Source organism: Nocardioides luteus, from assembly GCF_015752315.1.
Taxonomy (GTDB): Bacteria; Actinomycetota; Actinomycetes; order Propionibacteriales; family Nocardioidaceae; genus Nocardioides.
Map to the genome: position 1 here is coordinate 5,092,585 of NZ_JADOVJ010000001.1, position 25,894 is coordinate 5,118,478.

Genomic DNA, 25,894 nt, shown 5'->3' on the forward strand with positions numbered 1-25,894 from the left:
GGGGGTGCCGGAGACCGGCGCACAGGCCGGTTCCCGGGTGAGTCACATCACAGATGTGAACGCTCACATCGAGACAATGTGCCTCCTCACCTCCGAATGCGTCAAGTGCAGGACGAGGATGTTTCCGACTCGTGACTTAGTGGTGCCCCCGTTGATCACCTGAATCTCACAGCAGGCTCACAGACAGGACGGCAGGCCCGTCGCAACGGCGCCGAGTCGGCCTCTGCGATCAGCGGTGACGTACGCCCACCAGCGCCGCGTCACCGTCCGGCCAGGTGACCTGGATCGACTCCGTGCCGTCGGCGTCGGAGCCGTCGACGACGCGCTTGACGACGACCACGAAGCTGCCCACCTCGACGCGCGACTCGGCGCCGTGGGAGCGGATGGTGACACCGTCGAAGTGCGGCACCGCGTGGCGCGACCACGAGCCGGTGCCGGCCGCGGTCACGACCGTCTCGCGGCGCTCGACCAGACGGCCCTGGTCGTAGACGTCCATCGGCTCCTGGGTCGCGCCGGTGAGCGCGGCCGACAGCAGCGCCCGGACCGCGACCGGGTCGGCGCAGGCGTCGTAGACGTAGCGCGTCCCCAGCGCCGAGTGCTCGGTGGTCGCCATCAGGAAGTCCTCGGCGCCGTCGAGCGGCGCCTCCCGGTAGGAGACCGGGAGGTGGACGACGGAATCGCCGACCTCGAGGAGCACACACTCGATCCCGACCCTTCCGGCCGGATCGTCGAACCGGTAGGAACCGATCGTCCCGGTCAGGTCACCCTCGCACCACGACTGGGTGGCGAGCCAGGCGCCGAAGATCTCCTTCTTCGACGGGGTGAGCGTGGCCTTGTGAACGATCGACATGACCGTTATCTACCAGGTCAGGAGACCTTGTGGCTATCGCCTTCGCCGTTCGAGGGGGTGTCGGCCTCGGAGTCGATCTCGGAGTCGATCTCGGAGTCGATCTCGGCGTCCTCCTTGGCGCGCGCAGCCTCGACCGCCTTCGCGGCCCGGGCCTCGACCTTCTCGGCGAACGCCCGCCGCTGCGGGTCGAGCACGAAGAAGGAGAGAACGCCGCTGATCACGAACGCCACGATCACCGAGAGGAAGATGTCGACCTCGCCGGCGACGAGCGACCAGATGCCCGCCACGATGCCGAAGGTGGCGACCAGCGACAGCAGCCGCAGGCCGGTGTAGATCCAGAACTCTTTCATCGTGAGGCTCCCTCAGTGAGCTCGACAACAGCCGGGGCCGCGGGCGCTGCGTACGAATGCTGCGAGGTGGACGAGAAGTAGTTGATGCCGATGAAGTTGAACCACAGCGTGGCCAGGCCGATCAGCGCGACGATCGCGGCCTTCTTGCCCTTCCAGCCGGCGGTCGCGCGCGCGTGCAGGTAGCCCGCGTAGACGACCCAGGTGATGAACGCCCAGACCTCCTTGGGGTCCCAGTTCCAGTAGGAGCCCCAGGCCTCGTGGGCCCAGATCGGCCCGGAGATCAGCACGCCGAAGGTCCACACCGGGAACGCGAAGGCGTGGATCCGGTAGGAGACCCGGTCGAGGGCGTCCAACTCGGGCACCCGAGCCAGCAGGGCGGCGTCGGGGAAGCGCGACTTGAGCAGGTACGCCACCGCCGCGATGCCGCCCAGGGTGAACCCGCCGGTGGCGATGATGGCGGCGATGACGTGGATGACGAGCCAGTAGGAGTTGAGCGCCTCGGTCAGCGGCGCGACCGGCTCGTAGAGCCCGACGACGGCCAGCATCAGCACCACGACGGTGAAGCCGAGCACCCACGGCGCCATCCAGGCCAGCTTCAGGCGCCGGTGCAGGACGACGTACGCAGCGGCCACCACGAACGAGCCCGAGATCGTGAACTCGTACATGTTGCCCCACGGCACCCGGTTGGGGTCGGCGGCCATCCCGCGGGCGACCAGCGCCCCGAAGTGGCAGGCCACCGCGATCGCGGTCAGGAGCAGGCTGAGGCGGCCGAAGAGGGCGGCCCGCTGCTCACGTACGGCATCGGCGGCGTTCGGCTCGGCAGGGGTCTCGTCCGCCGGAGCACCGGCCCCGACGAGCTCCTTCGCCGCGACCGCGGACCTGGCCCGCGACTGCCAGGCGGACCACTCGACCAGCGCGCAGAGCAGCGCCAGGAAGTAGACGACCCCGGCGGCCGTGATGGCCTGGTTGCTGAGAACGCCCCAGGTGTGGTCAGACATCCTTCTCCTCCTGTGTTCGCACGCCTCGGAGGGCCTCGACGAGGCCGGTGACGACGGCGGCGGTGTCCCCGCCGCCGGAGCGGTCGAGCGCGGCGATCTCGACCAGTGTGCGCCCATCGACGCGGCGGGCGCGAACCCACACCCGTCGCGAGCGGATGAAGAGCGACCCGAGCAGACCCACCAGGGCGAGGGAGACCCCGAGCAGCGCCCACTCCTTGCCGGGCGACTTCGAGATCTGTACCCGGTTCCACTGCTGGACGTCGTCGAACGAGACCGAACCGAGCCCGTCGGGCAGTTCGACGGTCTCGCCCAGGCGCAGGTTGAACGCCTTCCCCGACTCGTCGGGCGACATCATGTTGGCCTTGGACGTGTCGAGCGCGTAGACCGACTGCGGCCCGGCGTCGAGGTTCAGGTCGCCCCGGAAACCCTGCAGCGAGAGCATCGCGTGCGAGCCGTCTCCGATGTCGCCCATCAGGTTGACCGGCTCACCGTCGACCGTGCCCTCGAACGGGTAGAACAGCCCTTGGAAGCCGAGCTCCTCGGGGGAGGCGTACGGCGCCTTCACGACCCCGAAGGAGAGCAGGTTCTGGCTCTGCGGGAGGAAGATCGTCGGGCCGGAGTAGGCCACGTTGCCCTCGCCGTCGCGCACCGTGATCACCGGCGCGTAGCCGTGGGCGAGCAGGAAGACGTCGGTGCCGCCGATGGTCAGCGGGTGGTTGACCTTCAGGTCGTAGGTCTTCTCCTCGTTCGTGCCCGCCGTGTAGCGGATCTTCGAGTTGAACCCGCGTGCGGTCCCGGCGCCCGCGCCGGTGGTCAGCCACTCCGCCTTGAAGTCGTCGATCTTGAAGCTGAAGTCGTCGAGATCCTCGGGGGCGAAGAGGGAGCCGGGCTTGAAGTCGTCGTACTGCGAGAGCTCGTTGGCGAAGCCGTACTCCTCCCCCACCAGCACGATCACGCCGCCCTTGTAGCCGAACAGGCTCCCGGTCGCGAACGCGACCAGCACGATGATCAGCGACATGTGGAAGATCAGGTTGCCGGCCTCGCGCAGATAGCCCTTCTCCGCCGAGACGGAATCACCGTCTGCCCCGGAGGACGACTCGGTCTTGCGGAGGCGGTAGCCGCGGAGCTGCTTGCGCGCGGCGGCGAGGACCTCCTCCGGCTCCTGATCGGTGACGTACGAGGCGGAGTCGGGCAGCCGGGTCAGCTTGGCCGGCGTCGCCGGCGGCTGAGCGCGCATGGCCTTCGCGTAGACCAGGCAGCGCGGGATGATGCAGCCGACGAGCGAGACCATCAGCAGCAGGTAGATGGCCGCGAACCACGGCGTCGAGTAGACGTTGAAGAGGCCGAGCTTCTCGTAGATCGGCGTCAGGGTCGTGTGCGCCTCGCGCCACTGGTCGGCCTTCAGCGAGTCGACGCCGTCCTGCGGGATCAGCGAGCCCGGGACGGCCGCGAGCGCGAGCAGCAGGAGCAGGATCAGCGCTGTACGCATCGAGGTCAGCTGGCGCCAGCCCCAGCGCGCCAGCTCACGGGCGTTCAGCTCCCCCGGGCGGCGTACGTCTTCGTTCTTCTCCTGGTCAGGAGCAGAGGTGGTGCTCACAGCGCGATGCCCTCCCAACGCTGGACGAGCTGGACCTGGAGCCACTGCACGCCGTTGTCCCACCAGCCGGTGAGCATGGCGACGCCGATCAGGATCATCAGCACGCCGCCGACGATCGTGATCGCCCGGGTGTGCCGGCGGAACCAGCTCAGCGCGACGGTGGCCTTGCGCCACATCACCGCGACGAGCACGAACGGGATACCGAGCCCGAGCGCGTAGACCGCGAGCAGCAGGCCGCCGCGGGCGGCGGTGCCCTGGTCCCAGGCGAGCCCGGCGATGACGCCGAGCGTCGGGCCGGTGCAGGGGGTCCAGGCCAGCCCGAAGAGGAAGCCGAGCAGCGGTGCGGCCGCCAGGCCGACCGCCGGCACCTTGTGGAACTTCAGGTCTCGCTGCAGCAGCGGGATGAAGCCCATGAACGCGACGCCCATGATGATCGAGAGGACGCCGAGAACCTTGGTGCCGGTCTGCTGGAACTCGAGCAGCTTGTAGGCGATCCCGCCGACGGTGATCCCCATCAGGACGAAGACCACGGAGAACCCGGCGACGAAGAGCAGGGACCCGGCGAGCATGCGGCCGCGGCGTACGTCACCGGAGGCGAGGTCGGCGCCGGACAGGCCGGTGGCGTAGGAGAGGTAGCCCGGCAGCATGGGCAGCGTGCAGGGCGAGATGAACGAGAGGAACCCGGCCAGCAGCGCGATCGGCACCGCCAGCAGCAGCGACCCGCTCCCGGCGGTGCTCGCGAACCAGTCCGTCATTCTTTGCCTGCCGAGGAGATGAGCTCGTCGAGCGTACGTGCCGAGGGGATCTCGCCGCGGATCAGCGCGGCCACGCGCCCCTCGGTGTCGAGGATCGCGGTGGCCGGGATGGCGCGAGGCGCCAGCGACCCCTTCAGCGCGAGGACGGCGGCACCGTCGGGCGAGTAGACCGACGGGTACTCGACGCCGTAGTGCCGCTCGAACGCCAGCCCCTGGGCGGCCGAGGCGTCGCGGGTGTTGAGCCCCACGAAGGCGACCTCGTCACCCAGCTCCTCGTAGGCCGCCTGGAGCATGGGCATCTCCTTGCGGCACGGCGCGCAGCCGGTCCACCACACGTTGAGCACCGTGACCTTGCCACGCGTGTCGGCGAGGTCGAACGGCTTGCCCTCGAGGGTCTCGCCGGTCAGCTCGACCGGCTCGCCGCGGTCGGCGACCGGGATCTCCTGGGTGCGGCCGTCACCGGAGATGTAGCCCGCCTCGTTCGTGCCGTTCTGCCCGCAGGCAGCCAGCAGCCCCACCATCACCACAGTGAGGACGAGGCCACCCAACTTCATACGCACGCGCAGGACTCTTCCTGACAAACCTGAGAGACCCGTTAATCTTCCGCGTCGCCGGCCGAGAACGGCGCGTACTTGTCCTTCGCCGGCAGCATGTCGCCGGCGGGCTCGCTGTAGGAGAGCGCGACGAACTCGTCGTCGACGAAGTGCAGCGAGGTCAGCGAGCAGAGCGCACACTGGCGGCGGCGCGGGTCGTGCAGGAAGCTGCGGCCCTCGATGTGCAGCCGGGTGGTCCAGATCGGCAGCTGGTGGGAGACGATGACCGCCTCGTGGCCCCGCGCCAGGTCCCGGGCGTCGTGGATCGCGGCCATCATCCGGGCCACGATCTCCAGGTAGGGCTCGCCCCACGACGGCCTGAACGGGTTGAGCAGCTTCGGCCAGACCTTCGGGTCCTTCAGCGGGCCCATGCCGTCCTTGAAGCTCTTGCCGACGAAGAGGTTCTCCGACTCGAGCACCCGCTCGTCGAGCGAGATGTCGAGGCCCAGCGCCTTCGCCAGCGGCCCCGCGGTCTGCCGGGCACGCTCCAGCGGGCTGGAGATCACGTGGGTGATGTCCTGCCCGCCGATCCGGTCGGCGACCCGCTCGGCCATCTGCAGGCCGAGGTCGGAGAGGTTGAACCCGGGCCGGCGCCCGTAGAGGATGCCCTCCGGGTTGTGCACCTCACCATGACGCAGCAGGTGAACCGTGGTCTCGATACTCATCCCTTCACCTTTCACAACAGTCTCTTTGCAGCAGCCTCGGCGGCGTACGGAAGCGCCTCCGTGATCCGGGAGATCGCCCGCTCGTCGTGGGCGGAGGACAGGAACCAGGCCTCGTAGGCGCTCGGCGGCAGGTAGACGCCCTGGTCGAGCATGGCGTGGAAGAAGGCCTTGTACGCCACCTCGTCGGTGGTCTTGGCCTCGTCGAAGTTGCGCACCGGCCTGTCGGTGAAGAAGACCGAGAACATCGTGCCGGTGGACTGGATGACGTGCGGGAGGCCGACCTTGGTGAAGCTCTCCTCGATCGCCTCCTTGACGGTCTCCGCGGCCTTCCCGATGTGGTCGTAGACCTCGTCGGTCGCCAGCCGCAGCGTGGTGAGGCCGGCGGTGGTCGCGACCGGGTTCCCGGAGAGCGTGCCGGCCTGGTAGACCGGCCCGTCGGGGCTGAGCGAGCCCATCACGTCGGCGCGGCCACCGAAGGCCGCCGCCGGGAAGCCGCCGCCCATCACCTTGCCGAAGGTGACCAGGTCGGGCGTCCAGCCCTCGTTCTTGCCGTCGATCCCCCACTGACCCTGCTTGCTGGCCCGGAACCCGGTCATCACCTCGTCGGAGATGAACAGGGCACCGTTGTCCTTGCACGTGGTCGCGAGGAACTCGTTGAAGCCGGGCTCCGGCGGCACGACGCCCATGTTGCCCGGCGAGGCCTCGGTGATCAGGCAGGCCACCCGGCCCCGGTACTCCTCGAACGCCGCGGTCACGGCGGCCCGGTCGTTGTAGGGCAGCACGACGGTGAGCTCGGTGCTGCTCTCGGGCACGCCCGGGGTGCCCGGGATGGCGTGGGTGACCAGGCCGGAGCCGGCGCTGGCGAGGAGCGAGTCCACATGGCCGTGGTAGTTGCCGGCGAACTTGAGGATCACGTCGCGTCCGGTGAACCCTCGCGCCAGCCGGATGGCCGACATCGTCGCCTCGGTGCCGCTGCTGACGAACCGCACCTTCTCGACCGGCGCCCGCTCGACGATCGCCTCGGCCAGCTCGACCTCGGGCGTCGTCGGGGTCCCGTAGGACGTGCCACGCGCGACAGCCGCCAGGACCGCTGCCTGGACCTCCGGGTGGGCGTGGCCCAGCAGCATCGGGCCCCAGGAGCAGATCAGGTCGACGTAGTCGTTCCCGTCGACGTCGGTCAGCCACGCCCCCTTCGCCTCGCGGATGAAACGCGGCGTGCCGCCGACCGCGTTGAAGGCGCGCACGGGTGAGTTCACGCCACCCGGCGTCACGGCCTTCGCGCGGGCGAAGAGCGCTTCGGATGCCGCTGCGGACAGGGGTGAGATGTCGTGAGGCACCGGCTCATTCTTCATCAACCCACCCGCAATCCCCATTCCGGGCTGCACTCCATGCACGGGCTGCCACGGAATCGAGTTACCGATGCGTACGAAATCCGACGTCTCGCGTCACGAACCGCCATAGCCTGCGTCTCATCGGTGCATGTCATCGGCGTCTCGTTTACTGGAACGCAATGTGCCAGTAAAACGTGACGTGCGTAACTTTGACGTGAGACGGTTCGTTGAGAACGTTGCGATTTGGGGAGCAAGACCCGGGACCTTAGGCCCTGGGGATTGAGAGGGAGATTCGATGTCCGCTACGCGCTACAACCGCCTTCAGAAGGCGACCGCGCTCGTCCCGCTCGCGCTGCTGAGCGCGGCCTGGACGGTCAACGTCACCGGTCTGACGCAGTCGAGTGCCACCGCATCAGGGACGAGATACGACGACGCGTTCAGCCTGCCCGACGGCACCTCGGTGCCGTCCGAGGCGATCGAGGCGCCGGCCAGCGTGTCCGCCTCGACCAACCAGGGCGACAAGTCGCTCCCGGGTACGGCCAGCGCCGCCGGCATCCCGTCCGCCGCCCTCGCCGCCTACCAGCGCGCCGCCACGGTCATCAACGCCGCGGACGCCGCCTGCCGGATCGACTGGCCGCTGATCGCCGCGATCGGCCGGGTCGAGTCCAACCACGGGCGCGCCAACGACAACCGACTCACCGCCGAGGGCGTCTCCACCCCGGGCATCTACGGGGTGCCGCTCAACGGCAAGGGCAACGTCTCCCAGATCACCGACACCGACGGTGGACAGTACGACGGCGACACCAGCTATGACCGCGCCGTCGGGCCGATGCAGTTCATCCCCTCGACCTGGGCGATGGTCGGCGTCGACGCCGACGGTGACGGCAAGCGCAACCCCCAGGACATCAACGACGCCGCGCTCGCCAGCGCCGTCTACCTCTGCTCCGGCAACGACGACCTCTCCACCGACCAGGGCGCACGGGCCGCGGTCTTCCGCTACAACCACAGCCAGACGTACGTCACGACGGTGCTCGGTATCGCCGAGGCCTACCGCTCCGGTGAGTTCACGTCGATCCCGAACAGCACGGTCCCGGTCGACTACGCCATCCCGCGGATGGACGCTCCCAAGTCCTCGAAGCAGAAGGGCCGCGAGCTCCGGGCGGGCGGCCAGCAGGCCGGCCCGCGCGGCGGTTCCTCGCAGTCCCCGTCCGGCCCGTCCAGCGAGGCTCCGTCCGGCGGCGAGACTCCTGGTGGGAGCACCGGCGGCGGTGGCACCGGTGGCGGCACCGGCGGCGACGGTGGGAGCACTGGCGGGTCCACGGAAGCAGTGACCGAGCCGCTGACGAACACGGTCGAGACGGTCGTCGCCACGCCCAGCCAGATTCTCGGCGCGTGCCAGAGGGAGCTGGCGAAGTACCCGCTCCTGAGCGCGAACCAGTCGGGCCAGGCGTTGACCCAGTGCGTGAACGCCATGGCCGGCAAGACGCTCGAGCAAGTCAACGCGACCGTCAGCAACGTCCTCACGCTGATCCTCAAGGGCATTCTCGGCAGCCTGTTCGGTGCGCTCACCGGCAACTGATCCGACAACCGAAGGGCCCCGCCGTCACGGCGGGGCCCTTCCTCGTTCTCGATGGTGCTCAGGCGGCGGGTTCGTCGTCCTCGTACTCGGTCACGAAGTCGCGGCCGGCCTCGCGGACGGCGGGCAGGGAGGACGCGTCGGCGAGGAGCGAGCTGAGGTGGTAGTCGGCGACCGACTCGGCCAGGGCGTCCGATCCCCCAGGGGCCCTCTCGTCCTCACGGCGGCCGTGCCAGAGCCGGTGCTGGGCGCCCTCGTTGAGCGAGAGCAGCATCAGCGCGGTGGCGGCCGGGTCGGTCTGGCGCAGCTCACCGCTGTCGACACCCAGCTCGAGGAGCTGGGCGGCCGCGGCGCGGAGCTTGTCGCCGTCCTCCTCGAAGCCCGCGAAGACCTGCGGCTGCGCCAGCGCGGCCACCTCGAGCTCGTAGAAGTCGAGCGGGGCGGTGCACAGCTGGCGTACGTCGGTGTAGAGGAAGGCGTAGAGCCGCGGGGCGACGGGACCGTCCTCCTCGAGAAGCTTCTCCGCGAGCGTCAGCGACTCGCGGTTCTTCTCCATCAAGGCGGAGAGGATCTCCTCCTTGGACTTGTAGTAGTAGTACATCGAGGACTGGCGCAGCCCGACGCACTCGGCGATCTGACTGATCGTGGTCGCGGCGACCCCTTGAGCGGTGAAGAGCCTGGATGCCTCTTTGAGGATCTCCTCGCGCGGATTCGCCGAATCACGTCCACTGTTGCGCGGCCGACCGGTGCGCTTGGGGCTGCCCAACTCTCGATTGGTCACGGTCTCGAGTCTACTCTCCGGATATGTTCCACGTCACAGAGCTGGGAGGGCTGTCAGGCGAGAACGTCAGCCTCGCAGCCAGCCAGCTGCTTCCGTGGCCCAGTAGGTCAGAATGACGTCCGCGCCCGCCCTCTTGAAGGCGGTGAGTGTCTCCAGGATCGCCGGTTCGCGGTCGATCCAGCCGTTCGCGGCCGCGGCTTCCAACATCGCGAACTCCCCTGAGATGTTGTAGGCAGCCACCGGAACATCGACAGACTCACGCACTCGCTGGAGAACGTCGAGATACGGGAGCCCGGGCTTGACCATCACGATATCGGCGCCTTCGGCCACGTCAAGGAGCGCCTCGCGGACACCCTCCAGTGCATTGGCCGGATCCTGCTGATAGGTGCGCCGATCGCCCTTGAGCGAGGAGTCGACGGCCTCGCGGAAGGGGCCGTAGAAGGCGGAGGCGTACTTCGCGGAGTAGGCGAGGATCGAGACGTCGGTGTGGCCGGCGCCGTCGAGGGCGTCGCGGGTGACCGCGACCTGGCCGTCCATCATCCCGGACGGGCCGACCATGTGGACGCCGGCCTCGGCGTGGGCGATCGCCATCTGGGCGTAGATCTCAAGGGTGGCGTCGTTGTCGACGGAGCCGTCCTCGGCCAGCACACCGCAGTGACCGTGGTCGGTGAACTCGTCCAGGCACAGGTCGCTCATCACGGTGAGCGTGTCGCCGACCTCGGAGACGACGTCGGCGATGGCCACGTTGAGGATGCCGTCGGGGTCCAGCGCACCGGAGCCGACCGCGTCCTTCGTCTCGGGGACACCGAAGAGCATGATCCCGCCGATACCGGCCGCCGCCGCCTCGGCCGCCGCCTTACGCAGCGACTCACGGGTGTGCTGGACCACGCCCGGCATGGTCGAGACCGGGACGGGCTCGCTGATCCCCTCGCGCACGAACGCGGGCAGGACCAGGTTGGCGGGACGTACGGCCGTCTCCGCGACCATCCGGCGCATGATCGGCGTGCGGCGCAGCCGGCGGGGACGGATCACGGGCTTCTCGATGCTCATCTGCACTCCATCGCAAAAGGGTACGTTCCACGGTAGTGCAACAGCCGCGTGCTCCCACACTCGGGAGCACGCCGCTGTCGGTTGGAACAGTCGGTTCAGGAAGTACGCGAACGACGGCGCGAGGCGGGGCGCCGGTCGGACGGCTTGGTGACCGGCAGGCCCTGCTCGACCAGCGAGGCCCGACGCGCGGCACCGAAGGCGGCGAGCGCCTCGGTGAGCGCCTCGATCGACGGCTCCGGCGACATCACGTCGACCCGCAGGCCGTGCTCCTCGGCGGTCTTGGCGGTGGCCGGACCGATCGCCGCGATCACCGTGGAGGTGTGCGGCTTGCCCGCGATGCCGACCAGGTTGCGGACCGTGGACGAGGAGGTGAAGACCACCGCGTCGAACTTGCCCGTCTTGATCGCGTCGCGGGTCGGCGCGGGCGGCGGAGCAGCCCGGACCGTGCGGTAGGCGGTCACGTCGTCGCACTCCCAGCCGAGGTCGACCAGGCCGGCGATGAGGTTCTCCGTGGCGATGTCGGCACGCGGGAGGAAGACCCGGTTGATCGGGTCGAGGTCTTCGTCGTACTCCGGCCACACCTCGAGCAGGCCGGCGGCCGACTGGTTGTCGGTGTGCGGCACCAGGTCGGGACGCAGGCCCCAGGCCTCCAGCGCCTGCGCGGTCTTCTCGCCGACGGCGGCGATCTTCAGACCGGAGAAGGCACGGCAGTCCAGGCCGTACTCGTCGAACTTCTCGCGCACGGCGCGCACCGCGTTGATCGAGGTGAAGGCGATCCAGTTGTAGCGACCCTCGACCAGGCCGCGTACGGCCTTGTCCATCTGCTGCGGGTTGCGCGGCGGCTCGACGGAGATCGTCGGGACCTCCTCGGGCACGGCGCCGAAGCCCTTCAGCTTCAGCGACAGCGCCGGCGCCTGCTCCTTGGTGCGCGGCACCAGGACGCGCCAGCCGAAGAGCGGCTTCGTCTCGAACCACGAGAGCGTCTCACGCAAGTTGACCACCTTGCCGATCACCACGATCGCCGGCGGCGCCATCCGTGCGGCACGAGCGTCGACGGCGATGTTCTCCAGCGTCGACTCTACCGTCGCCTGCTCGGTCGTGGTGCCGACGCGGGTGATCGCGACCGGGGTCTTGGCGGAACGGCCCGCGGCGACGAGCTCCTTGGCGATGTCGCCGATCATGCCGACACCGGAGAGAAGGACGAGCGTGCGGTTGTCCGCGTACTGGCTCCAGTCGATCTTCTCGTTGCAGGTCACGACCGCGACCTCTTGGTGGTCCTTGGTCGTCAGCGGGATGCCGGCGTAGGCCGGGACGGCCGACACCGACGAGACGCCGGGGACGATCTCGAAGCCGATGCCCGCCTTGGCGCAGGACTGCGCCTCCTCGGGGCCGGAGGCGTAGAGGAAGGGGTCGCCGGTCATGAGGCGCACGACGCGCTTGCCCAGCTTCGCCTGCTTGACGACGGCCTTGGCACGGGCGGCGTTGGCGAGCGGCTGGCCGTCCACGCCGAACCCGCCGTCGATGAACTCGGGTCCGACCGGTTCCGGGGTCTCTTCACCCTCGGCCGGCTCGACCGGCTCGGGGATGCCGAGTACGCCGCGCACCATCGAAGCGTGCTCGGGGGCCTCGGTCACGACAACATCGGCCTGCTTCAACAGGTCGATCGCCCGTACCGTCAGCAGCTCAGGGTCACCGGGACCGCTGCCGACGAAGGACACCCAGCCCAGTGGGGTGGTCGAGCTGTGCTCGGCCGTCTGCTCGGTGGTCTTTGCTCGGGTCATGCGTTGTGCACCTTGTCCTGCTCGGGAGCGGTCTGGGGGGAACCGCCCGTGTCCATGACAGCCTGGCCTGGGTCCGCGGGATCGTCGGTCAGGTCTGCTGCACCCTCGGCGAGCATCTCCTCGGCGAGCCGGCGGCCGACGCCTGCGGCGTCGTCGAGCGGCCCCGATGCGGAGAGTCGAACCGAGAGCGAGCCGTCGAGTGAGAGCGCCACTGCCCGCACCCACAGCTCTGGTCCTTCCTCACCCTCCACCACGTCGGCGAGGGTCCCGATGGGCGCGGCGCAGCCACCTTCGAGGGTGGCGAGCACTGCGCGTTCTGCCTCGACTGCCGCTCGGGTGGGCGCGTCGTCGAGGGAGGTCAGAATCTTGCGTACGTCGGCATCGGCGTCGCCCTCGCGACACTCGACCGCCAGGGCCCCCTGACCAGGAGCGGGCAGCACCTGGATCGGGTCGAGGACCTCGGTGACCTCGTCGAGCCGGTCGATGCGGGCCAGGCCGGCGCGCGCGAGGACGACCGCGTCGAACTCGCCGGAGCGGACCTTGCCGATGCGGGTGTCCACGTTGCCGCGGATGCCGGCGAGCTCCAGGCCGAGGCCGAGGGCCTTGATCTGGGCGACCCGCCGCGGCGAGCCGGTGCCGACCCGCGAGCCCGGCGGGAGCTCACCGAGGGTCAGGCCGTCGCGGGCGACGATCACGTCGCGCGGGTCCTCGCGCGGCAGGATCGCGACCAGCTCGATGCCCTCCTCGGGGTAGGTCGGCAGGTCCTTGAGCGAGTGGACCGCGAGGTCGATCTCCTTGGCGTGGAGCGCGTCGCGCAGCGCGCTGACGAAGACACCCGTCGAGTTCGCGCTGGTCAGCGGCGTGTTCGACGCCTGGGTGCGATCGCCGTCGGAGACGATCTCGACCAGCTCGACGATGTGGCCCTGGGCGCGGAGCATCTCCGCGACGAGGGTCGACTGCGTGACGGCGAGCTGGGAGCGGCGGGTTCCGAGACGGAGGGTCCTCATGAGAGATCACCAAGATTCCGGTGGTCGAGCTTGTCGAGTCCACCTGACGAAGGCACGTCGGCCCGGGTGACGGCCGAGACCGCGTTCTGGTCGAGCGCGAAGAGCTCGGCGAGAGCCGCGGCGTAGGACACCGCGCCGGTCTCGTTCGCGAGCTCCTTGACCCGGACGGTCGGCTCGTGGAGAAGCTTGTCGGCCACGCGGCGTACGGTCCGGAGGACCTCCGCCCTGGTGGCCTCGTCGAGGTCGGGGAGCTTGTTGTCGAGGCGCTCCATCTCGGCGTCGACGACGCCGGTGGCCATGCTCCGCAGCGCGACGACGGTCGGCGTGACGGCCGACTGCCGACGGGCGCTCAGGAAGGCCGCGACCTCCTGGGTGACGATGTCGCGGACCGCGAGCACCTCCTTGCCGGCGGGCGAGGCGTGCAGCTCGTCGGCGAGGGCGGCCAGGTCGATCAGCGTCACACCCGGGAGCGACGCCGCCTCCGGGTCGATGTCGTGGGGCAGGGCCAGATCGATCAGCGCGACCGGGTGGCCGCTGCGGTCGCCGACCATGTCCGCCGGGACGAGCAGCCCGCTGGCGCCCGCGCAGGTGATCACGATGTCGGCGGCCGCGACCTCCTCGGCCAGCTTGTCGAGGGAGGCGGCGCGTGCGGCGTACTCCTTGGCGAGGCGCTCGGCGTTGGCCGTGGTGCGGTTGACCACGACGACGTCGGCGGCCTCCATCCGGGAGACGGTCGCGGTGGCCAGCCCGGCCATCGCACCGGCGCCGACGACGGCGACCCGCTTGCCGCGTACGTCACCCACGGCTCGGGCCGCACGGACCAGCGACGCGGTCACCAGCGACGGCGCGGCCCGGTCGATGTCGGTCTCCGCGCGCGAGCGCTTGCCGACCCGGAGCGCCTGCTGGAACAGGCTGTTGAGCGCCGGTCCGACCGTGCCCATCTCCTGGCCGAGCTGCAGGGCGGCGCGGGCCTGACCGAGGATCTGCCCCTCGCCCACGGCCATCGAGTCGAGCCCGGCGGCCACCTTGAACAGGTGGGAGACGGCGCCGTCGTCGTAGTGGACGTAGAGGTGCGGCAGCATCGTCTCGAGCGTCTGGCCGGCGCCCTCGATGATGCGGCGGGAGAGCTCCTCGACGGAGCCGTGGAAGCGATCCACCTCGGTGTAGATCTCGAGGCGGTTGCAGGTCGCGATGACCGCTGCCTCGCTGACGTGCTCACAACCAGCCACGTCGGTGAGGAGCTTCTGCAGACCGTCCGCGTCCACCGACGCCGCCTCGAGCAGCGAGACCGGCGCAGAGTTGTGGGAGATTCCGACCACCAGAACACTCATGCGGTAATCCCTTCCTCGGAACCATTGTCCACCGTCTCGTCTGCCTCTGCAGCCTTGCGCGACTCGTGATACGCGAGGATCTGCAGCTCGATCGAGAGATCGACCTTGCGTACGTCGACACCCGGCGGCACGTTGAGCACCGCGGGCGCGAAGTTGAGGATGCTGCTGATGCCGGCTGCGACCATCGCGTCGGCGACGTCCTGGGCGGCGGTCGCCGGCACCGAGATGACCCCGATGGAGACCTGCTCGGCCGCGACGATCTCGGCCAGGTCGGCGAACGGCCGGACCTCGAGCCCGGCGACCGTGCGGCCCTGCATCTGCTCGGCGGCGTCCAGGAGCGCCACGGTGCGGAAGCCGCGGCTGCTGAAGCCGGAGAAGTTGGCCAGCGCCTGACCGAGGTTTCCGATACCGACGATGATGACCGGCCAGTCGTGGGTGACACCGATCTCACGGGCGATCTGGTAGCTCAGGTAGTCGACGTCGTAGCCGACCCCACGGGTGCCGTAGGAGCCCAGGTAGGAGAGGTCCTTGCGCAGCTTGGCCGAGTTGACCCCGGCGGCCGTCGCGAGCTCCTCGGAGGAGCACGAGGCGATGTTGCGCTCGGCGAGCGAGGTCAGTGCCCGGAGGTAGACCGGGAGCCGGGCGACTGTCGCCTCGGGGATGTCCCGGTGGGGGTCCTGGGCACCGCTGCCCTCGCCCGTATTCGTACTCCGTGCCGTCACGCTCTGCTCTTTCAATGCCGGCGCCACAGACGGGGGCTTTTTAGCCCGGGATCGCCCTGCGGCTCAGCCACCATACGGACTTTGTGACCGCGAGAACAAACTCGCAGAGCGTCGGCTAGCACACGTGTCTGTGGAGTTGTCAGAGGGGGGTTGTTCAGGGTATTGGGCCGATCGACAGTTATTCTGGGGAGCGCGCCAGCGCTGCCCTCAGCCGCTCCTCGGAGACACGCCAGAAGTCGTGCTGCTTCCCGTCGACGTACGTCACCGGGACCTCGTTCGTGAAGCGCTCGCGCAGCTCGGCGTCGGCGTCGATGTCGACCTCGGTGTAGTCGTCCCCGACCACCTTCTCGACGACCAGCCTCGCCTCGTCGCACAGATGGCAGCCCTGACGGGAGTAGAAGGTCACACGCGGTTCCATCCGACCATCTTGGCACCTGGGTCCCGCATCGGCTCCCGGACCACTACTGTTGGCGAAATGAGCAGCGCCAGCGACCGCCGCCGCGCCGAGCTGCGGCGAAAAGACCTCAAACGCCGCTCGGCTCTCGCCGGCGAGGCATCGGCCGCGGCCGCGGAGATCGAAGCCTGGCTCTACCCCGCAGGCGGAGACCCGACGGCGGCCGCCTTCTTCGACGTGGACAACACGATCATGCAGGGCGCGACGATCTTCCATCTCGCGCGCGGCCTGCATCGGCGCAAGTTCTTCCGTACGCGGGACATCGCCTCGGCCGCGTACAAGCAGGCCTACTTCCGGGTGGCAGGGGTCGAGGACCCGGCTCACATGGAGTCGGCGCGCTCGTCGGCGCTCTCGTTCATCCGCGGCCACCGCGCCGAGGAGGTCGAGAGCCTGATGGAGGAGATCTTCGACGAGGGCATGGCCCACCGGATCTGGCCCGGCACCCGGGCGCTCGCACAGACCCACATCGACCAGGGACAGCGGGTGTGGCTGGTGACCGCGGCGCCCGTCGAGGCCGCCCGGGTCATCGCCAAGCGGCTCGGGCTCACCGGCGCCCTCGGCACGGTGGCGGCCACCGAGGACGGTGTCTACACCGGCGAGCTGGTCGGCGAGATGCTGCACGGACCGGCCAAGGCGGAGGCGGTCAAGGCGATCGCCGCGCGCGAGAATCTCGACCTGTCTCGCTGTGCGGCCTACTCCGACTCCTACAACGATCTGCCGATGCTCTCGCTGGTCGGACACCCGTGCGCCATCAACCCGGACGCGCGCCTGCGCGCCCACGCGCGCGAGAAGGGCTGGCCGATCCGGGACTACCGCACCGGGCGCAAGGCCGCCCGTGCCGGCGTGGTGACCGCGGCGCTGGGTGGTGCCGCCACCGGGGCGATCGCGGTGGCGATCGCACTGCGCGGACGACGGGAGTGATCCGGCCGGTGGCGACCGGTATGCACGGGCGGGTATTCACCCCCGTGTCAGGAAATTGCCACCACACGCCGACACGACTTCGGCTCGGGACCTGACATCGGGATGCCCTAACCCGTAAGGTTGCTCTCGCTCAGGGGGAGTCTTCGGGAGGGACCCACATGTCGCGCCGCGCCAATGACGTCCATCGTCGCTTGGATGCGCTGCGTGCTGCGGTCGCACTCCTGATGAACGAGGGCTACGAACCCGCCTACGCGGGTGTGGCAGGTGCCACCGGTCCGTTCGCCGAGCCCGAGCGTCGCGGCTCGGGCGGCACCCACGAGACGAAGCCGCGCTCGGACAACGAGCCCGACGACGACACCGAGCTCGCCGCCTCCTCGGAGGAGACCGAGGCCGACCGCACCCGGCTGATCGCGCTGGTCGAGCTCGCCCGCAAGGGCGACAAGGAGGCGTTCGGCCTCCTCTACGACCACTACCACGGCGCGGTCTACCGGTTCCTCTTCTACCGGACCCGCTCCACCCAGGTCGCCGAGGACCTCACCTCGGAGACCTTCTTCCGGGCGCTGCGCTCGATGACCGGCTTCCGCTGGCAGGGCAAGGACTTCGGCGCCTGGCTGATGACCATCGCCCGCAACCTGGCCACCGATCACTTCAAGGCGGGACGTACGCGCCTGGAGATGACGACCGAGGACATGGGTCTGCACGACTCCGCGGCCGACGGTCCCGAGAAGATCGTGATGGCCGGGATCACCAACGAGATGCTGCTCGGCGCACTCTCCAAGCTTCCCGACGAGCAGCGCGACTGCATCATCATGCGTTTCCTCCAAGGGCTGTCCATTGCCGAGACAGCGGCTATCCTCGGACGCAGCGACGGAGCCGTGAAACAGCTCCAGCTGCGCGGGATCCGCAATCTCGCGAAGCAGATGCCTGACGGGATCCGCTGATGACTGTGTTCCGCACCACCTTGAATGCTCGACCGGTTGCCGTAACCCGCGGCCGGGGCGACTCGTTGTCCGACATGGCTGGCCCTTGTGCACAGCTGTTTCGACGAATCCCTCACTGCCGATACCGAGTAGGAACCATCCGATGAGCCCGGCGTTTCCGGCGCGAAAGCGCGCCGACGAGTTCGACCGAATGGTCGCGGCGTACTCCGCGACCGATCGGCGATCCTCGCATTCTGCCGACGAGCTTCGCGATCTGGCAGCCCTCGCTTCGTCGCTCTCCGCTCTCAGCGACTCCGCCGTGCCCCGCCGCGACTTCTCCGTCTCGCTCCGTGAGCGCCTCATGGAGGCTGCCGACACCGAGCTCGTGCCGGCGCCGCGCATGGAGAAGACCGTCGAGCGCAAGCTCACCGTCGGATCCGTACGCAGGCCGCGCCGGCAGCGCAACCTGGCCGTCGCCCTCGCCGCGATGGCGATCGTCGGTGGCACCGCAGGCGCCGCCGCGGCGTCGCAGACCGCTCTTCCGGGGGACTCGCTCTACCCGGTCAAGCGTGCCGTCGAGAACGTCTCCGCCGGATTCACGGTCAGCACCCAGGCCCGCGGCATCCGGATCCTCGAGGACGCCGGCACCCGCCTGCGCGAGGCCAAGTCGCTGGTCGCCGAGGCGCCGCTGACCGACTCCGAGCGGGTCACCACGACCCTCGAGACCTTCTCGCGACAGGCCGCCCACGGCTCCGACCTGCTGATCAGCGACTTCGAGAAGTCCCAGGACAACGACTCGCTCGCCCAGCTGCGTACGTTCGCGGCCGATGGCGTCGAGGAGCTGGCCGAGCTGAGCCCGCAGGTCCCCGAGGGCGCCGAGCCGGCGGTCTCCGACGCCGCCCAGACGCTCGTGCTGATCGACCAGGCCGCCGCCCAGCTCTGCCCCACTTGCGAGGGTGGCATCACCGAGCTCCCTGCGACGCTGGTCTCCAGCCTCACCTCCGAGATCGACGGGCTGCTTCCGGCCGACACCGTCGTCGAGGCCGAGGCGCTGCCGCCGCTCAGCCCGGACGACAACGCCCTCGACCTGCCCTCCATCGATCCCGACAAGATCGGTCCCGGCTCGGTGACCGACCCGAAGGACGAGAAGGACGACGACCAGGAGCAGCCCTCCGAGGCTCCCGAGGACGACGGCAGCATCCTGCCCACGCCGACGCCCTCCGACGGCGGTCCGTCCGAGGAGCCCGACACCGACACCGGCACCGTGACGGACCCCGTCACCGGCCTGGTCACCGGCGTCACCGGCCTGGTCGGCGACGTGCTCGCCGGCGCCACCGGCCTGCTCACCCCGTAGTCACCGAGGCGTCACGGGCGCTGGTCGAGCTGGCAGACGTCTGCCGTCTCGGCCGGCGCCGCTGACCTCTCGACCGGCGGGGGTGACGCCTCGGCCTGGGTGGGTCAGCCGAAGACGGAGGCGCGCTCGCCCAGCAGGCGGTAGAGGGTCTGCTGGATCGTCTCGCGCACCTGGTCGGTGACGTTGAAGACCAGCATCGGGTCGTCGGCCTCCGAGGCGTCGTACGCATCGGTGCGGATCGGCTCGCCGAACTCGATGAGCCACTTCGACGGGAGCGGGATGAGCCCCAGCGGCCCGAGAAGCGGGAAGAACGGCGTGATCGGCAGGTAGGGCACGCCGAGGACCTTGGCGAGGGCCGGGATGTTGCCGACGAGCGGGTAGATCTCCTCGGCGCCGACGACGGAGAGCGGGACGATCGGGACACCGGTGCGCAGCGCCGAGGACACGAAGCCGCCACGGCCGAAGCGCTGCAGCTTGTAGCGCTCGCTGTAGGGCTTGCCGATGCCCTTGAAGCCCTCCGGCCAGACGCCGACGAGCTCGCCGTTGCGGAGCATCCGCTCGGCGTCCTCGCTGCAGGCCAGGGTGGCACCCGCCTTGCGGGCGATGTTGCCGACGATCGGCATCCGGAAGACCAGATCGGCGCCGAGCGGCCGCAGGTTGCGTCCGAGCTCGTCATGGATGGAGACCATGGTCATCAGGCCGTCCATCGGGATCGTGCCGGAGTGGTTGGAGACGATCAGGGCGCCGCCGTCCGCCGGGATGTTCTCGATGCCGCGCACCTCGACCCGGAACCACTTCTCCTTGATCGGCCGCAGCACGGCCAGGAGGAAGCGCTGGGTGAGCTCGCGGTCGAAGCCGTATTCGTCGACCGAGTATTCGCCCGAGATCCGGCGCCGCAGGAACACGATGAACCGAGCCAGCTGCTCCTCCCACTCGGCCCCGAAGACCTCCTTGGCGGCGCTCTCCAGAGCCGCGGCCCAGTCGGCCGCAGGGATCGCCCGCAACGGGTGTCGCTCGCGTGTGGTGGCGCCGATGAAACCCTGGGCGGCGGACTCAGTCACCGGGCGCTCCTGTCAGTCGGCTCTCCAAGGCGGCCAGCGCGCGGTCGGCACGGTTGGCGGACGGCATCACGCTGTCCGCAAAGTCTACGACCGTCTCCTCGGTGGTGTATCGGGGTTCGAAGCCCAGCAGGGAGCGCATCCGCGAGGTGTCGACGCCGCGGCCGTAGGTCAGCAGCGCGCGCAGCTCGGCGGGATACTCGCCGCCGCCGAACCTCGCCAGGCCGAACAGCGGCTCGGGGATCGGCACGGTCATCCGCTGCAGTCGCCGGGCGACCTGGGAATGGGTCAGCACGCCGTCGCCGGCGACGTTGAAGGTGCCGGGCACCCCGGTGCGTACGGCATGCTCGAGGACGCCGTAGAGGTCCTGCTCGTGAAGGAACTGCAGGCGCGGGTCGAAGCCGAGCACGTTGGGCACGACCGTGCGCCGGAAGTGGGACGCGATCGGGCTGATCACCCGCGGTCCGAGGACGTTGGCGCAGCGCAGCACCGTGACGGCCACGTCGGGACGGCGCCGGGCGAAGCCGCGCACGTAGGACTCGATGTCGGCCACGTCGCGGGCATAGCCGGAGGACGGGGTGCGCCGCGGCTCCATCGACTCGGTGAACATCGCCGGGTCGCGGCTGCTCGCCCCGTAGACCTGGGTCGTCGACTTCACCACGACCTGGCGCAGGGACGGCGCGGTCTGGCACGCCGCGAGGAGCTGCATCGTCCCGATGACGTTGAGCTCCTTCATCGTCGAACGACCCCCGGTGGTGCCGGGGGTCGCGATGACGCTGAGGTGGACGACGGTGTCGACCTCCTCCTTGGCGATCACCTTGGCGATCACCGGGTTGCGGATGTCGGCTCGGACGAATCCGACCTTGCCGATGTCCCCGCGTGGCGGGGCGACATCGACGCCGATCACCCGCTCGACGTTCGGGTGGCGGGCGGCAGCGCGCGCGAAACGGCGCCCGAGGTCACGCGAGACCCCGGTGACCAGGAGGACCCGACCGGGTCCGGTGCGTTCCGCCACCTACGCCACGTACGTCACTTGCCGAGCTTGCGGCGCTGGACGCGAGTCTTCTTGAGCAGCTTGCGGTGCTTCTTCTTCGCCATGCGCTTGCGACGCTTCTTGATGACAGAACCCACGGGGAACCCTTCACGATCGTTGCAGAGAATGCCGGCCCGGTGCCGACGCGGCCACTCACCGCAGCGCGCGGCAAACAGACCTAGGGGGTAAGACTAACGAAGGCAGGGCACCCAGAGAGAATCGGTGACCCGGCGAGACGGGTGTTGCCCCCGCGCCCGTCGTGCTCGGGCGCGGGGTCCGACAACTAGCCCGCGTTGTAGAACGAGCTCTTGAGGTATTCGTTCGCGTCGTCCTCCCGAACTCGGAAGGAACGACCGACACGTACCGCAGGCAGCTCGCCCGAGTGAACCAACCGGTAGACCGTCATCTTGGAGACGCGCATCATCGACGCAACCTCGGCCACGGTCAGGAACTTGCTGTCAGAGATGTCTCCAGAAGGAGTAACCATCTGCTTCCACCGTTCTCTCTCGAGTGATCGCGACGCCAGCGGCTTCCCCACCGCTGGTCCAAAACGCGATCCCAAAGTGAGAATAGGGCCTGATGTGACTGATGGGGAAGGGGACACCCTTGACAATCTCACATACCACCGGCGTGTCGAGTTGCTTTTGGGCGCGACGATCTGCGGTTTCTAGACCAGCTCGAAACTAGGTGCCGGGGCTACGGCATCGGGTCCAGTCCGTGCAGCGGGAACACCGCTGTGCGAGTCGCGTGGACCTGCCGGTCCAGCCACGTGCCGGGGTCATACCCGCTTCCCCAGTCGCGGTAGGCCGGTTCACGCCCGTCCGTCATACGCAACGGTGCGACCCTCCCGAGGCGCGTCTGCACGTGCTCGCGCCAGCCACCTGGCACGTCGAGCGTCGGCTCCAAGGGATTACCCGAGACTAGCGCAAGAAGGTGGGTCCACGCGCGTGGCACCACGTCGACCACGGCATATCCGCCGCCGCCGAACGCCACCCACTTGCCCGCACACACCTCGTGGGCGAGCTCGTGCAGCGCGACGTACGCAGCCCGCTGGCCGTCCACGCTGAGGGCGAGGTCGGCGAGGGGGTCGTCGGTGTGGGAGTCGCAGCCCTGCTGGGTCACCAGGATCTCCGGCTGGAACTCCCGGATCAGGTCCGGCACGACGGCGTGGAAGGCGCGCAGCCAGCCGTGGTCGGCCGTTCCCGGCGGCAGCGCGACGTTGACGGCGCTCCCCTCGGCCTCGGGACCACCGACCTCCTCGGCGAAGCCGGTGCCGGGGAAGAGCAGCTGCCCGGTCTCGTGGAGCGAGATCGTCAGGACCCGCGGGTCGTTCCAGAAGGCCCGCTCGACCCCGTCCCCGTGGTGCACGTCCACGTCGACGTAGGCGACCTTCTTGACGCCCTGGTCGAGGAGCCACTGGATGCCGGCGGCGACGTCGTTGTAGATGCAGAACCCGGCCGCGCGTCCACGCATCGCGTGGTGGAGGCCGCCCATGATGTTGGCGCTGTGGAGGCTCTCGCCGGAGTAGACCTGGCGGCAGGCCTCGATGCTCGCGCCGACGATGTGGGCGCTGGCGTCGTGGATGTGCGGGAAGACCGGGTCGTCCTCCGTGCCCAGGCCGTGGGCGAGATCCGACTCACCGCTCCTGCCGGCCCGGATGACCGCCTCGATGTAGCTCTCGTCGTGGATCGTGAGCAGCTGCTCCGGGGTGCCCATCGGCGCCTCGACGACCTTCAGGTGGTCGAGCACTCCGAGCTCGCCGGCCAGGCGCATCGTCAGGTCCACCCGGATCGGCGCCATCGGGTGCGTCGGGCCGAAGTCGTAGTCGGCCAGGCTCTCGTCGTAGACGACCGTCGAGTGCCCCTGGCAGGTGTTGGGTCCTGCGGTCGGCGCAGCGGTCGGCGGAGTCGTCATGGGCCACACGGTATCCGTGACGTGTGCGACACTGGAGACGTGTTCAGCATTCGTTCCACCCAGTGGTGGTCCGCCTCCTAGGCGGTCCACCCGATTGTTGAGCACTCACATCAGGCCGCCCACGGGCGGCCTTTCTCGTTCGATCGTCGCTGACCCGTGGGCCTCACACCCGAAAGGTCCATCATGACCAAGCGACTCTCCCTCATCACTCCCTCCGGCCGGCTGACCCTCGGCAACCTGCTCGGAGCGCTGCGGCCCATGGCCGCCTCCGCCGACTCCTCGGCCTTCTACGGGCTCTCCGACCTGCACGCACTCACGCTGCCGCACGAACCGTCGGTGCTGCGTACGCGGACGGAGGAGATGGCCCTCCTCCTGATGGCCTCGGGGCTCGAACCGGCGACGTTGTTCATCCAGTCGCACGTCCCCGCGCACCGGTCGCTCAGCTATCTGCTCGAGTGCGTCGCGCACACCGGCGAGCTGGGGCGGATGATCCAGTTCAAGGAGAAGTCACGCCGCGTCGGGGCATCGGTGCGCGCCTCGCTGTTCACCTATCCGGTGCTGATGGCCGCCGACATCCTGCTCTACGGCGCGTCCGAGGTGCCGGTGGGCGACGACCAGCGTCAGCACGTCGAGCTCGCCCGCGACATCGCCGTGCGGTTCAACACGACGTACGGCCGGGTCTTCGCGGTCCCGCAGGCGGTGCATCCTGCGGCCGGGGCCCGGATCATGGATCTGGCCGACCCGACGCGCAAGATGTCGAAGTCGGCCGGCGACGAGCACCCGGGCTCGATCTTCCTGCTGGACGATCCCGATGCCGTACGCCGCAAGGTGGCTCGTGCGGTCACCGACTCAGCCGGGGACGTCTCCCGGGATCCGTCACGGCCGGGGGTGACCAATCTGATCGACATCCTCGAGGCGTGTGGCGGTTCCGCTGCCGGCCTGTCGGGCTACGGCGCTCTGAAGGCGGCGGTCACCGACGCCGTCGTCGCCGAGCTCGAGCCGATCCAGAAGCGCTACCGCGAGCTCGCCGCCGACCGGGCGTACGTCACGCAGGTCTACGCCGCGGGAGCCGAGCGGTGCCGCGAGGTGACCGCTCCGGTCCTGGCCGCCGCGGAGGCGGCTATCGGGCTGGCCTGAGGGCGGCCGGCCCGGGTAACACGCTGTTCGTAGGACAACTCGCCCTGTCTGAGCGGGCGAGAAGTCCTACGAACGACGTGTTACAGCCGGCCGGGCCGGGCCGGGTCAGATCCGCACGTCCGCCAGCTCACCGACCCGCGCACGCTGCGGGCGCAGGTAGACCATGAAGGTGACCAGGGCGCAGATGGCGTAGAAGATGGTGAAGGCGACGAACGCCGACTTGGTGGCGTCGAGTGGGTTGGTGACCCACGGGCTGTTGAAGGCGATCGGGATGAGGAAGCCGCCGACGGCGCCGACGGCGCCGATGATGCCGACCGCGGCGGAGGACTTCTTGGTCGCGCCGACGAGAGCGGCCTCGCGCTCGGCGGTGCCCGGCGTGGTGGCCATCTCGGCCTCACGACGGAAGATCGCCGGGATCATCTTGTAGGTCGACCCGTTGCCGATGCCGGTCGAGGCGAAGACCAGCATGAAGAAGCCCAGGAAGACCGGGAACCACGACTGGTTCTCGAACGCGATCGCCGGCGTGGCATCCGGGTTCGGGGTGAGCTGCATCAGGGTCCACAGCACCGCGAGGGTGAAGACGACCAACCCGATGAATGCGCCGAGCGTCACCTTCGCGCCGCCCCAGCGGTCGGCCAGCCATCCACCCAGCGGCCGGGTCGCGGAGCCGATCAGGGCGCCAAGGAAGGCGAAGTAGGCGAAGTAGATACCGGTGCCCAGGGGCGCGGGCTCGGGCACCCAGAAGTTGAGCTTGATCAGCAGCGGCATCGCGGCGGAGTAGCCGATGAAGGAGCCGAAGGTGCCGATGTAGAGGAAGGACATGATCCAGGTCTGCTTCGACTTCACGACCGAGAGCTGCTCACGTGTGGACGACTTCGCAGAGCTGAGGTTGTCCATGAAGAAGAAGGCCGCGAGGATCGCGATGACGGCCAGTGCCGCGTAGACGAAGGCGGCCCGCTCGAGGTGGATGCCGCCGTCGGAGGCCTTGATCAGCCCGAAGATGCCGGCACCGCCGACGATCACCGGCAGCAGGAACTGGATGAGCGCGACGCCGAGGTTGCCGCCGGCGGCGTTGAGACCGAGCGCGGCGCCCTTCTTGTCGGACGGGTAGAAGAAGTTGATGTTCGCCATCGAGGAGGCGAAGTTGCCGCCGCCGAGACCGGCCGTGGCGGCGATGAGGCAGAAGGCCCAGTAGGGCGTGGACGGCTGGGTCACGGCGTACGCGAAGCCGAGGGTCGGCACGAGCAGCAGCGCGGCCGACATCATCGTCCAGTTGCGGCCGCCGAACTTCGGCACCGCGAGGGTGTAGGGCACCCGCAGCAGCGATCCCACCAGGTTCGGGATCGCGATCAGGAAGAACAGCTGGCTCGGGGTGAAGTCGAAGCCCTGGGCGACCAGGAAGGCGGACGACACCGACCAGATCAGCCAGACCGAGAAGCCGAGGTGCTCGGCGAAGATCGACCAGATCAGGTTGCGGCGGGCGGTCTTCGCCCCGGTCTCCTCCCAGAAGGTGGCGTCCTCCGGACGCCAGTCGTCTATCCAGTAGCGGCGGCTCATGGTGGCTCCTCAGATACGGCAGTCGGCGAGATACCACCCACGATCGCCAGCCAACGTTTCAGCAGCCGCCAACCCTCGCGTGCGAGACCGTCAACTTCCGCTCACGACCTCACAGAACTCACAACCTCACGTCGGCCGGCCTCGACGGGGTCGGCCCGG

26 protein-coding genes are annotated in these 25,894 nt (G+C 69.2%); 5 read left to right on the forward strand and 21 right to left on the reverse strand.

The genetic code is table 11. The features are described 5' to 3' along the window. Nucleotides 1–229: 229 nt before the first annotated feature. Genes HD557_RS24390 through hemL form a run of 8 tightly spaced genes read right to left on the reverse strand, consistent with a single transcriptional unit; the run spans nucleotide 230 to nucleotide 7,160 of the window. Nucleotides 230–850, reverse strand: coding sequence for a maltokinase N-terminal cap-like domain-containing protein (locus tag HD557_RS24390; protein WP_196875788.1), 621 nt, complete (start codon nucleotides 848–850; stop codon nucleotides 230–232). Between the two features lie 17 nt (nucleotides 851–867). After that, a complete protein-coding gene (locus HD557_RS24395) occupies nucleotides 868–1,200 on the reverse strand; it encodes a DUF4229 domain-containing protein (protein ID WP_196875789.1) in 333 nt (110 codons plus the stop codon). Beyond that, nucleotides 1,197–2,198, reverse strand: a complete 1,002-nt coding sequence (gene ccsB, locus HD557_RS24400) for a c-type cytochrome biogenesis protein CcsB (protein WP_196875790.1) — start codon at nucleotides 2,196–2,198, stop codon at nucleotides 1,197–1,199. Before ccsB ends, HD557_RS24395 begins: the two co-directional genes overlap by 4 nt. Further along, nucleotides 2,191–3,795 (reverse strand): cytochrome c biogenesis protein ResB, encoded by a 1,605-nt coding sequence (gene resB, locus HD557_RS24405; protein ID WP_307785698.1) that lies wholly within the window; start codon nucleotides 3,793–3,795, stop codon nucleotides 2,191–2,193. Before resB ends, ccsB begins: the two co-directional genes overlap by 8 nt. After that, nucleotides 3,792–4,550: a cytochrome c biogenesis CcdA family protein gene (locus HD557_RS24410; protein ID WP_196875792.1), complete on the reverse strand. Its 759-nt coding sequence runs from the start codon at nucleotides 4,548–4,550 to the stop codon at nucleotides 3,792–3,794. The genes resB and HD557_RS24410 overlap by 4 nt, the downstream gene beginning before the upstream one ends. Beyond that, on the reverse strand, nucleotides 4,547–5,104 hold the full coding sequence (locus tag HD557_RS24415; protein WP_231381559.1) for a TlpA family protein disulfide reductase: 558 nt from the start codon (nucleotides 5,102–5,104) through the stop codon (nucleotides 4,547–4,549). The genes HD557_RS24410 and HD557_RS24415 overlap by 4 nt, the downstream gene beginning before the upstream one ends. 41 nt (nucleotides 5,105–5,145) lie before the next feature. Then, complete coding sequence (locus HD557_RS24420; RefSeq protein WP_196875794.1) at nucleotides 5,146–5,808, reverse strand: histidine phosphatase family protein; 663 nt, start codon at nucleotides 5,806–5,808, stop codon at nucleotides 5,146–5,148. An 11-nt stretch (nucleotides 5,809–5,819) separates the two neighbouring features. Beyond that, complete coding sequence (hemL, locus tag HD557_RS24425; RefSeq protein ID WP_196875795.1) at nucleotides 5,820–7,160, reverse strand: glutamate-1-semialdehyde 2,1-aminomutase; 1,341 nt, start codon at nucleotides 7,158–7,160, stop codon at nucleotides 5,820–5,822. Between the two features lie 274 nt (nucleotides 7,161–7,434). On the opposite strand from hemL, the gene HD557_RS24430 reads away from it, so the two are divergent. Next, nucleotides 7,435–8,718: a lytic transglycosylase domain-containing protein gene (locus HD557_RS24430; RefSeq protein ID WP_196875796.1), complete on the forward strand. Its 1,284-nt coding sequence runs from the start codon at nucleotides 7,435–7,437 to the stop codon at nucleotides 8,716–8,718. Between the two features lie 58 nt (nucleotides 8,719–8,776). Here HD557_RS24430 and HD557_RS24435 read toward each other — a convergent pair whose 3' ends face one another. The 7 genes from HD557_RS24435 to HD557_RS24465 form a co-directional block, all read right to left on the reverse strand. Further along, complete coding sequence (locus tag HD557_RS24435) at nucleotides 8,777–9,496, reverse strand: TetR/AcrR family transcriptional regulator (RefSeq protein ID WP_196875797.1); 720 nt, start codon at nucleotides 9,494–9,496, stop codon at nucleotides 8,777–8,779. Nucleotides 9,497–9,562: 66 nt separating this feature from the next. Further along, complete coding sequence (gene hemB, locus HD557_RS24440; protein WP_196875798.1) at nucleotides 9,563–10,546, reverse strand: porphobilinogen synthase; 984 nt, start codon at nucleotides 10,544–10,546, stop codon at nucleotides 9,563–9,565. 95 nt (nucleotides 10,547–10,641) lie between these two features. Beyond that, the gene (locus HD557_RS24445; protein ID WP_008356340.1) at nucleotides 10,642–12,327 is read right to left on the reverse strand and encodes a bifunctional uroporphyrinogen-III C-methyltransferase/uroporphyrinogen-III synthase; all 1,686 of its coding nucleotides are present in this window, start codon (nucleotides 12,325–12,327) and stop codon (nucleotides 10,642–10,644) included. After that, nucleotides 12,324–13,334, reverse strand: coding sequence for a hydroxymethylbilane synthase (gene hemC / locus HD557_RS24450; protein ID WP_008356338.1), 1,011 nt, complete (start codon nucleotides 13,332–13,334; stop codon nucleotides 12,324–12,326). The genes HD557_RS24445 and hemC overlap by 4 nt, the downstream gene beginning before the upstream one ends. Beyond that, entirely contained in the window at nucleotides 13,331–14,665 is a 1,335-nt protein-coding gene (locus HD557_RS24455; protein WP_008356336.1) for a glutamyl-tRNA reductase, read from the reverse strand. The genes hemC and HD557_RS24455 overlap by 4 nt, the downstream gene beginning before the upstream one ends. Beyond that, nucleotides 14,662–15,387: a redox-sensing transcriptional repressor Rex gene (locus tag HD557_RS24460; protein ID WP_050800533.1), complete on the reverse strand. Its 726-nt coding sequence runs from the start codon at nucleotides 15,385–15,387 to the stop codon at nucleotides 14,662–14,664. Before HD557_RS24460 ends, HD557_RS24455 begins: the two co-directional genes overlap by 4 nt. A gap of 178 nt (nucleotides 15,388–15,565) precedes the next feature. Then, nucleotides 15,566–15,805: a glutaredoxin family protein gene (locus HD557_RS24465; RefSeq protein ID WP_008356331.1), complete on the reverse strand. Its 240-nt coding sequence runs from the start codon at nucleotides 15,803–15,805 to the stop codon at nucleotides 15,566–15,568. A 57-nt stretch (nucleotides 15,806–15,862) separates the two neighbouring features. Here HD557_RS24465 and HD557_RS24470 point away from each other — a divergent pair, with 57 nt between their 5' ends. The 3 genes from HD557_RS24470 (at nucleotide 15,863) to HD557_RS24480 (ending at nucleotide 19,036) form a co-directional block, all read left to right on the forward strand. Beyond that, complete coding sequence (locus HD557_RS24470) at nucleotides 15,863–16,762, forward strand: HAD family hydrolase (protein WP_008356330.1); 900 nt, start codon at nucleotides 15,863–15,865, stop codon at nucleotides 16,760–16,762. 191 nt (nucleotides 16,763–16,953) lie between these two features. Then, entirely contained in the window at nucleotides 16,954–17,703 is a 750-nt protein-coding gene (locus HD557_RS24475; protein WP_231380442.1) for a sigma-70 family RNA polymerase sigma factor, read from the forward strand. Nucleotides 17,704–17,845: 142 nt separating this feature from the next. Then, a complete protein-coding gene (locus HD557_RS24480; protein WP_196875799.1) occupies nucleotides 17,846–19,036 on the forward strand; it encodes a DUF5667 domain-containing protein in 1,191 nt (396 codons plus the stop codon). Nucleotides 19,037–19,140: 104 nt separating this feature from the next. Here the strand turns inward: HD557_RS24480 and HD557_RS24485 are convergent, their stop codons facing one another. The 5 genes from HD557_RS24485 to HD557_RS24505 form a co-directional block, all read right to left on the reverse strand. Further along, nucleotides 19,141–20,097, reverse strand: coding sequence for a lysophospholipid acyltransferase family protein (locus tag HD557_RS24485; RefSeq protein ID WP_008356325.1), 957 nt, complete (start codon nucleotides 20,095–20,097; stop codon nucleotides 19,141–19,143). Next, nucleotides 20,090–21,109, reverse strand: coding sequence for an NAD-dependent epimerase/dehydratase family protein (locus HD557_RS24490; protein WP_196875800.1), 1,020 nt, complete (start codon nucleotides 21,107–21,109; stop codon nucleotides 20,090–20,092). Before HD557_RS24490 ends, HD557_RS24485 begins: the two co-directional genes overlap by 8 nt. 14 nt (nucleotides 21,110–21,123) lie before the next feature. Continuing rightward, nucleotides 21,124–21,225 carry a 30S ribosomal protein bS22 gene (locus HD557_RS24495; protein ID WP_008356322.1) on the reverse strand — a complete coding sequence of 34 codons (102 nt, stop codon included), beginning with the start codon at nucleotides 21,223–21,225 and terminating at the stop codon, nucleotides 21,124–21,126. 185 nt (nucleotides 21,226–21,410) lie between these two features. Then, nucleotides 21,411–21,614: a helix-turn-helix domain-containing protein gene (locus HD557_RS24500; protein WP_008356311.1), complete on the reverse strand. Its 204-nt coding sequence runs from the start codon at nucleotides 21,612–21,614 to the stop codon at nucleotides 21,411–21,413. 209 nt (nucleotides 21,615–21,823) lie between these two features. Beyond that, nucleotides 21,824–23,041 (reverse strand): acetoin utilization protein AcuC, encoded by a 1,218-nt coding sequence (locus HD557_RS24505; RefSeq protein WP_196875801.1) that lies wholly within the window; start codon nucleotides 23,039–23,041, stop codon nucleotides 21,824–21,826. A 183-nt stretch (nucleotides 23,042–23,224) separates the two neighbouring features. On the opposite strand from HD557_RS24505, the gene trpS reads away from it, so the two are divergent. Continuing rightward, entirely contained in the window at nucleotides 23,225–24,178 is a 954-nt protein-coding gene (trpS, locus tag HD557_RS24510; protein ID WP_008356308.1) for a tryptophan--tRNA ligase, read from the forward strand. A 105-nt stretch (nucleotides 24,179–24,283) separates the two neighbouring features. Here the strand turns inward: trpS and HD557_RS24515 are convergent, their stop codons facing one another. Beyond that, nucleotides 24,284–25,735 carry an MFS transporter gene (locus tag HD557_RS24515; protein WP_008356307.1) on the reverse strand — a complete coding sequence of 484 codons (1,452 nt, stop codon included), beginning with the start codon at nucleotides 25,733–25,735 and terminating at the stop codon, nucleotides 24,284–24,286. Between the last annotated feature and the right edge of the window lie 159 nt (nucleotides 25,736–25,894).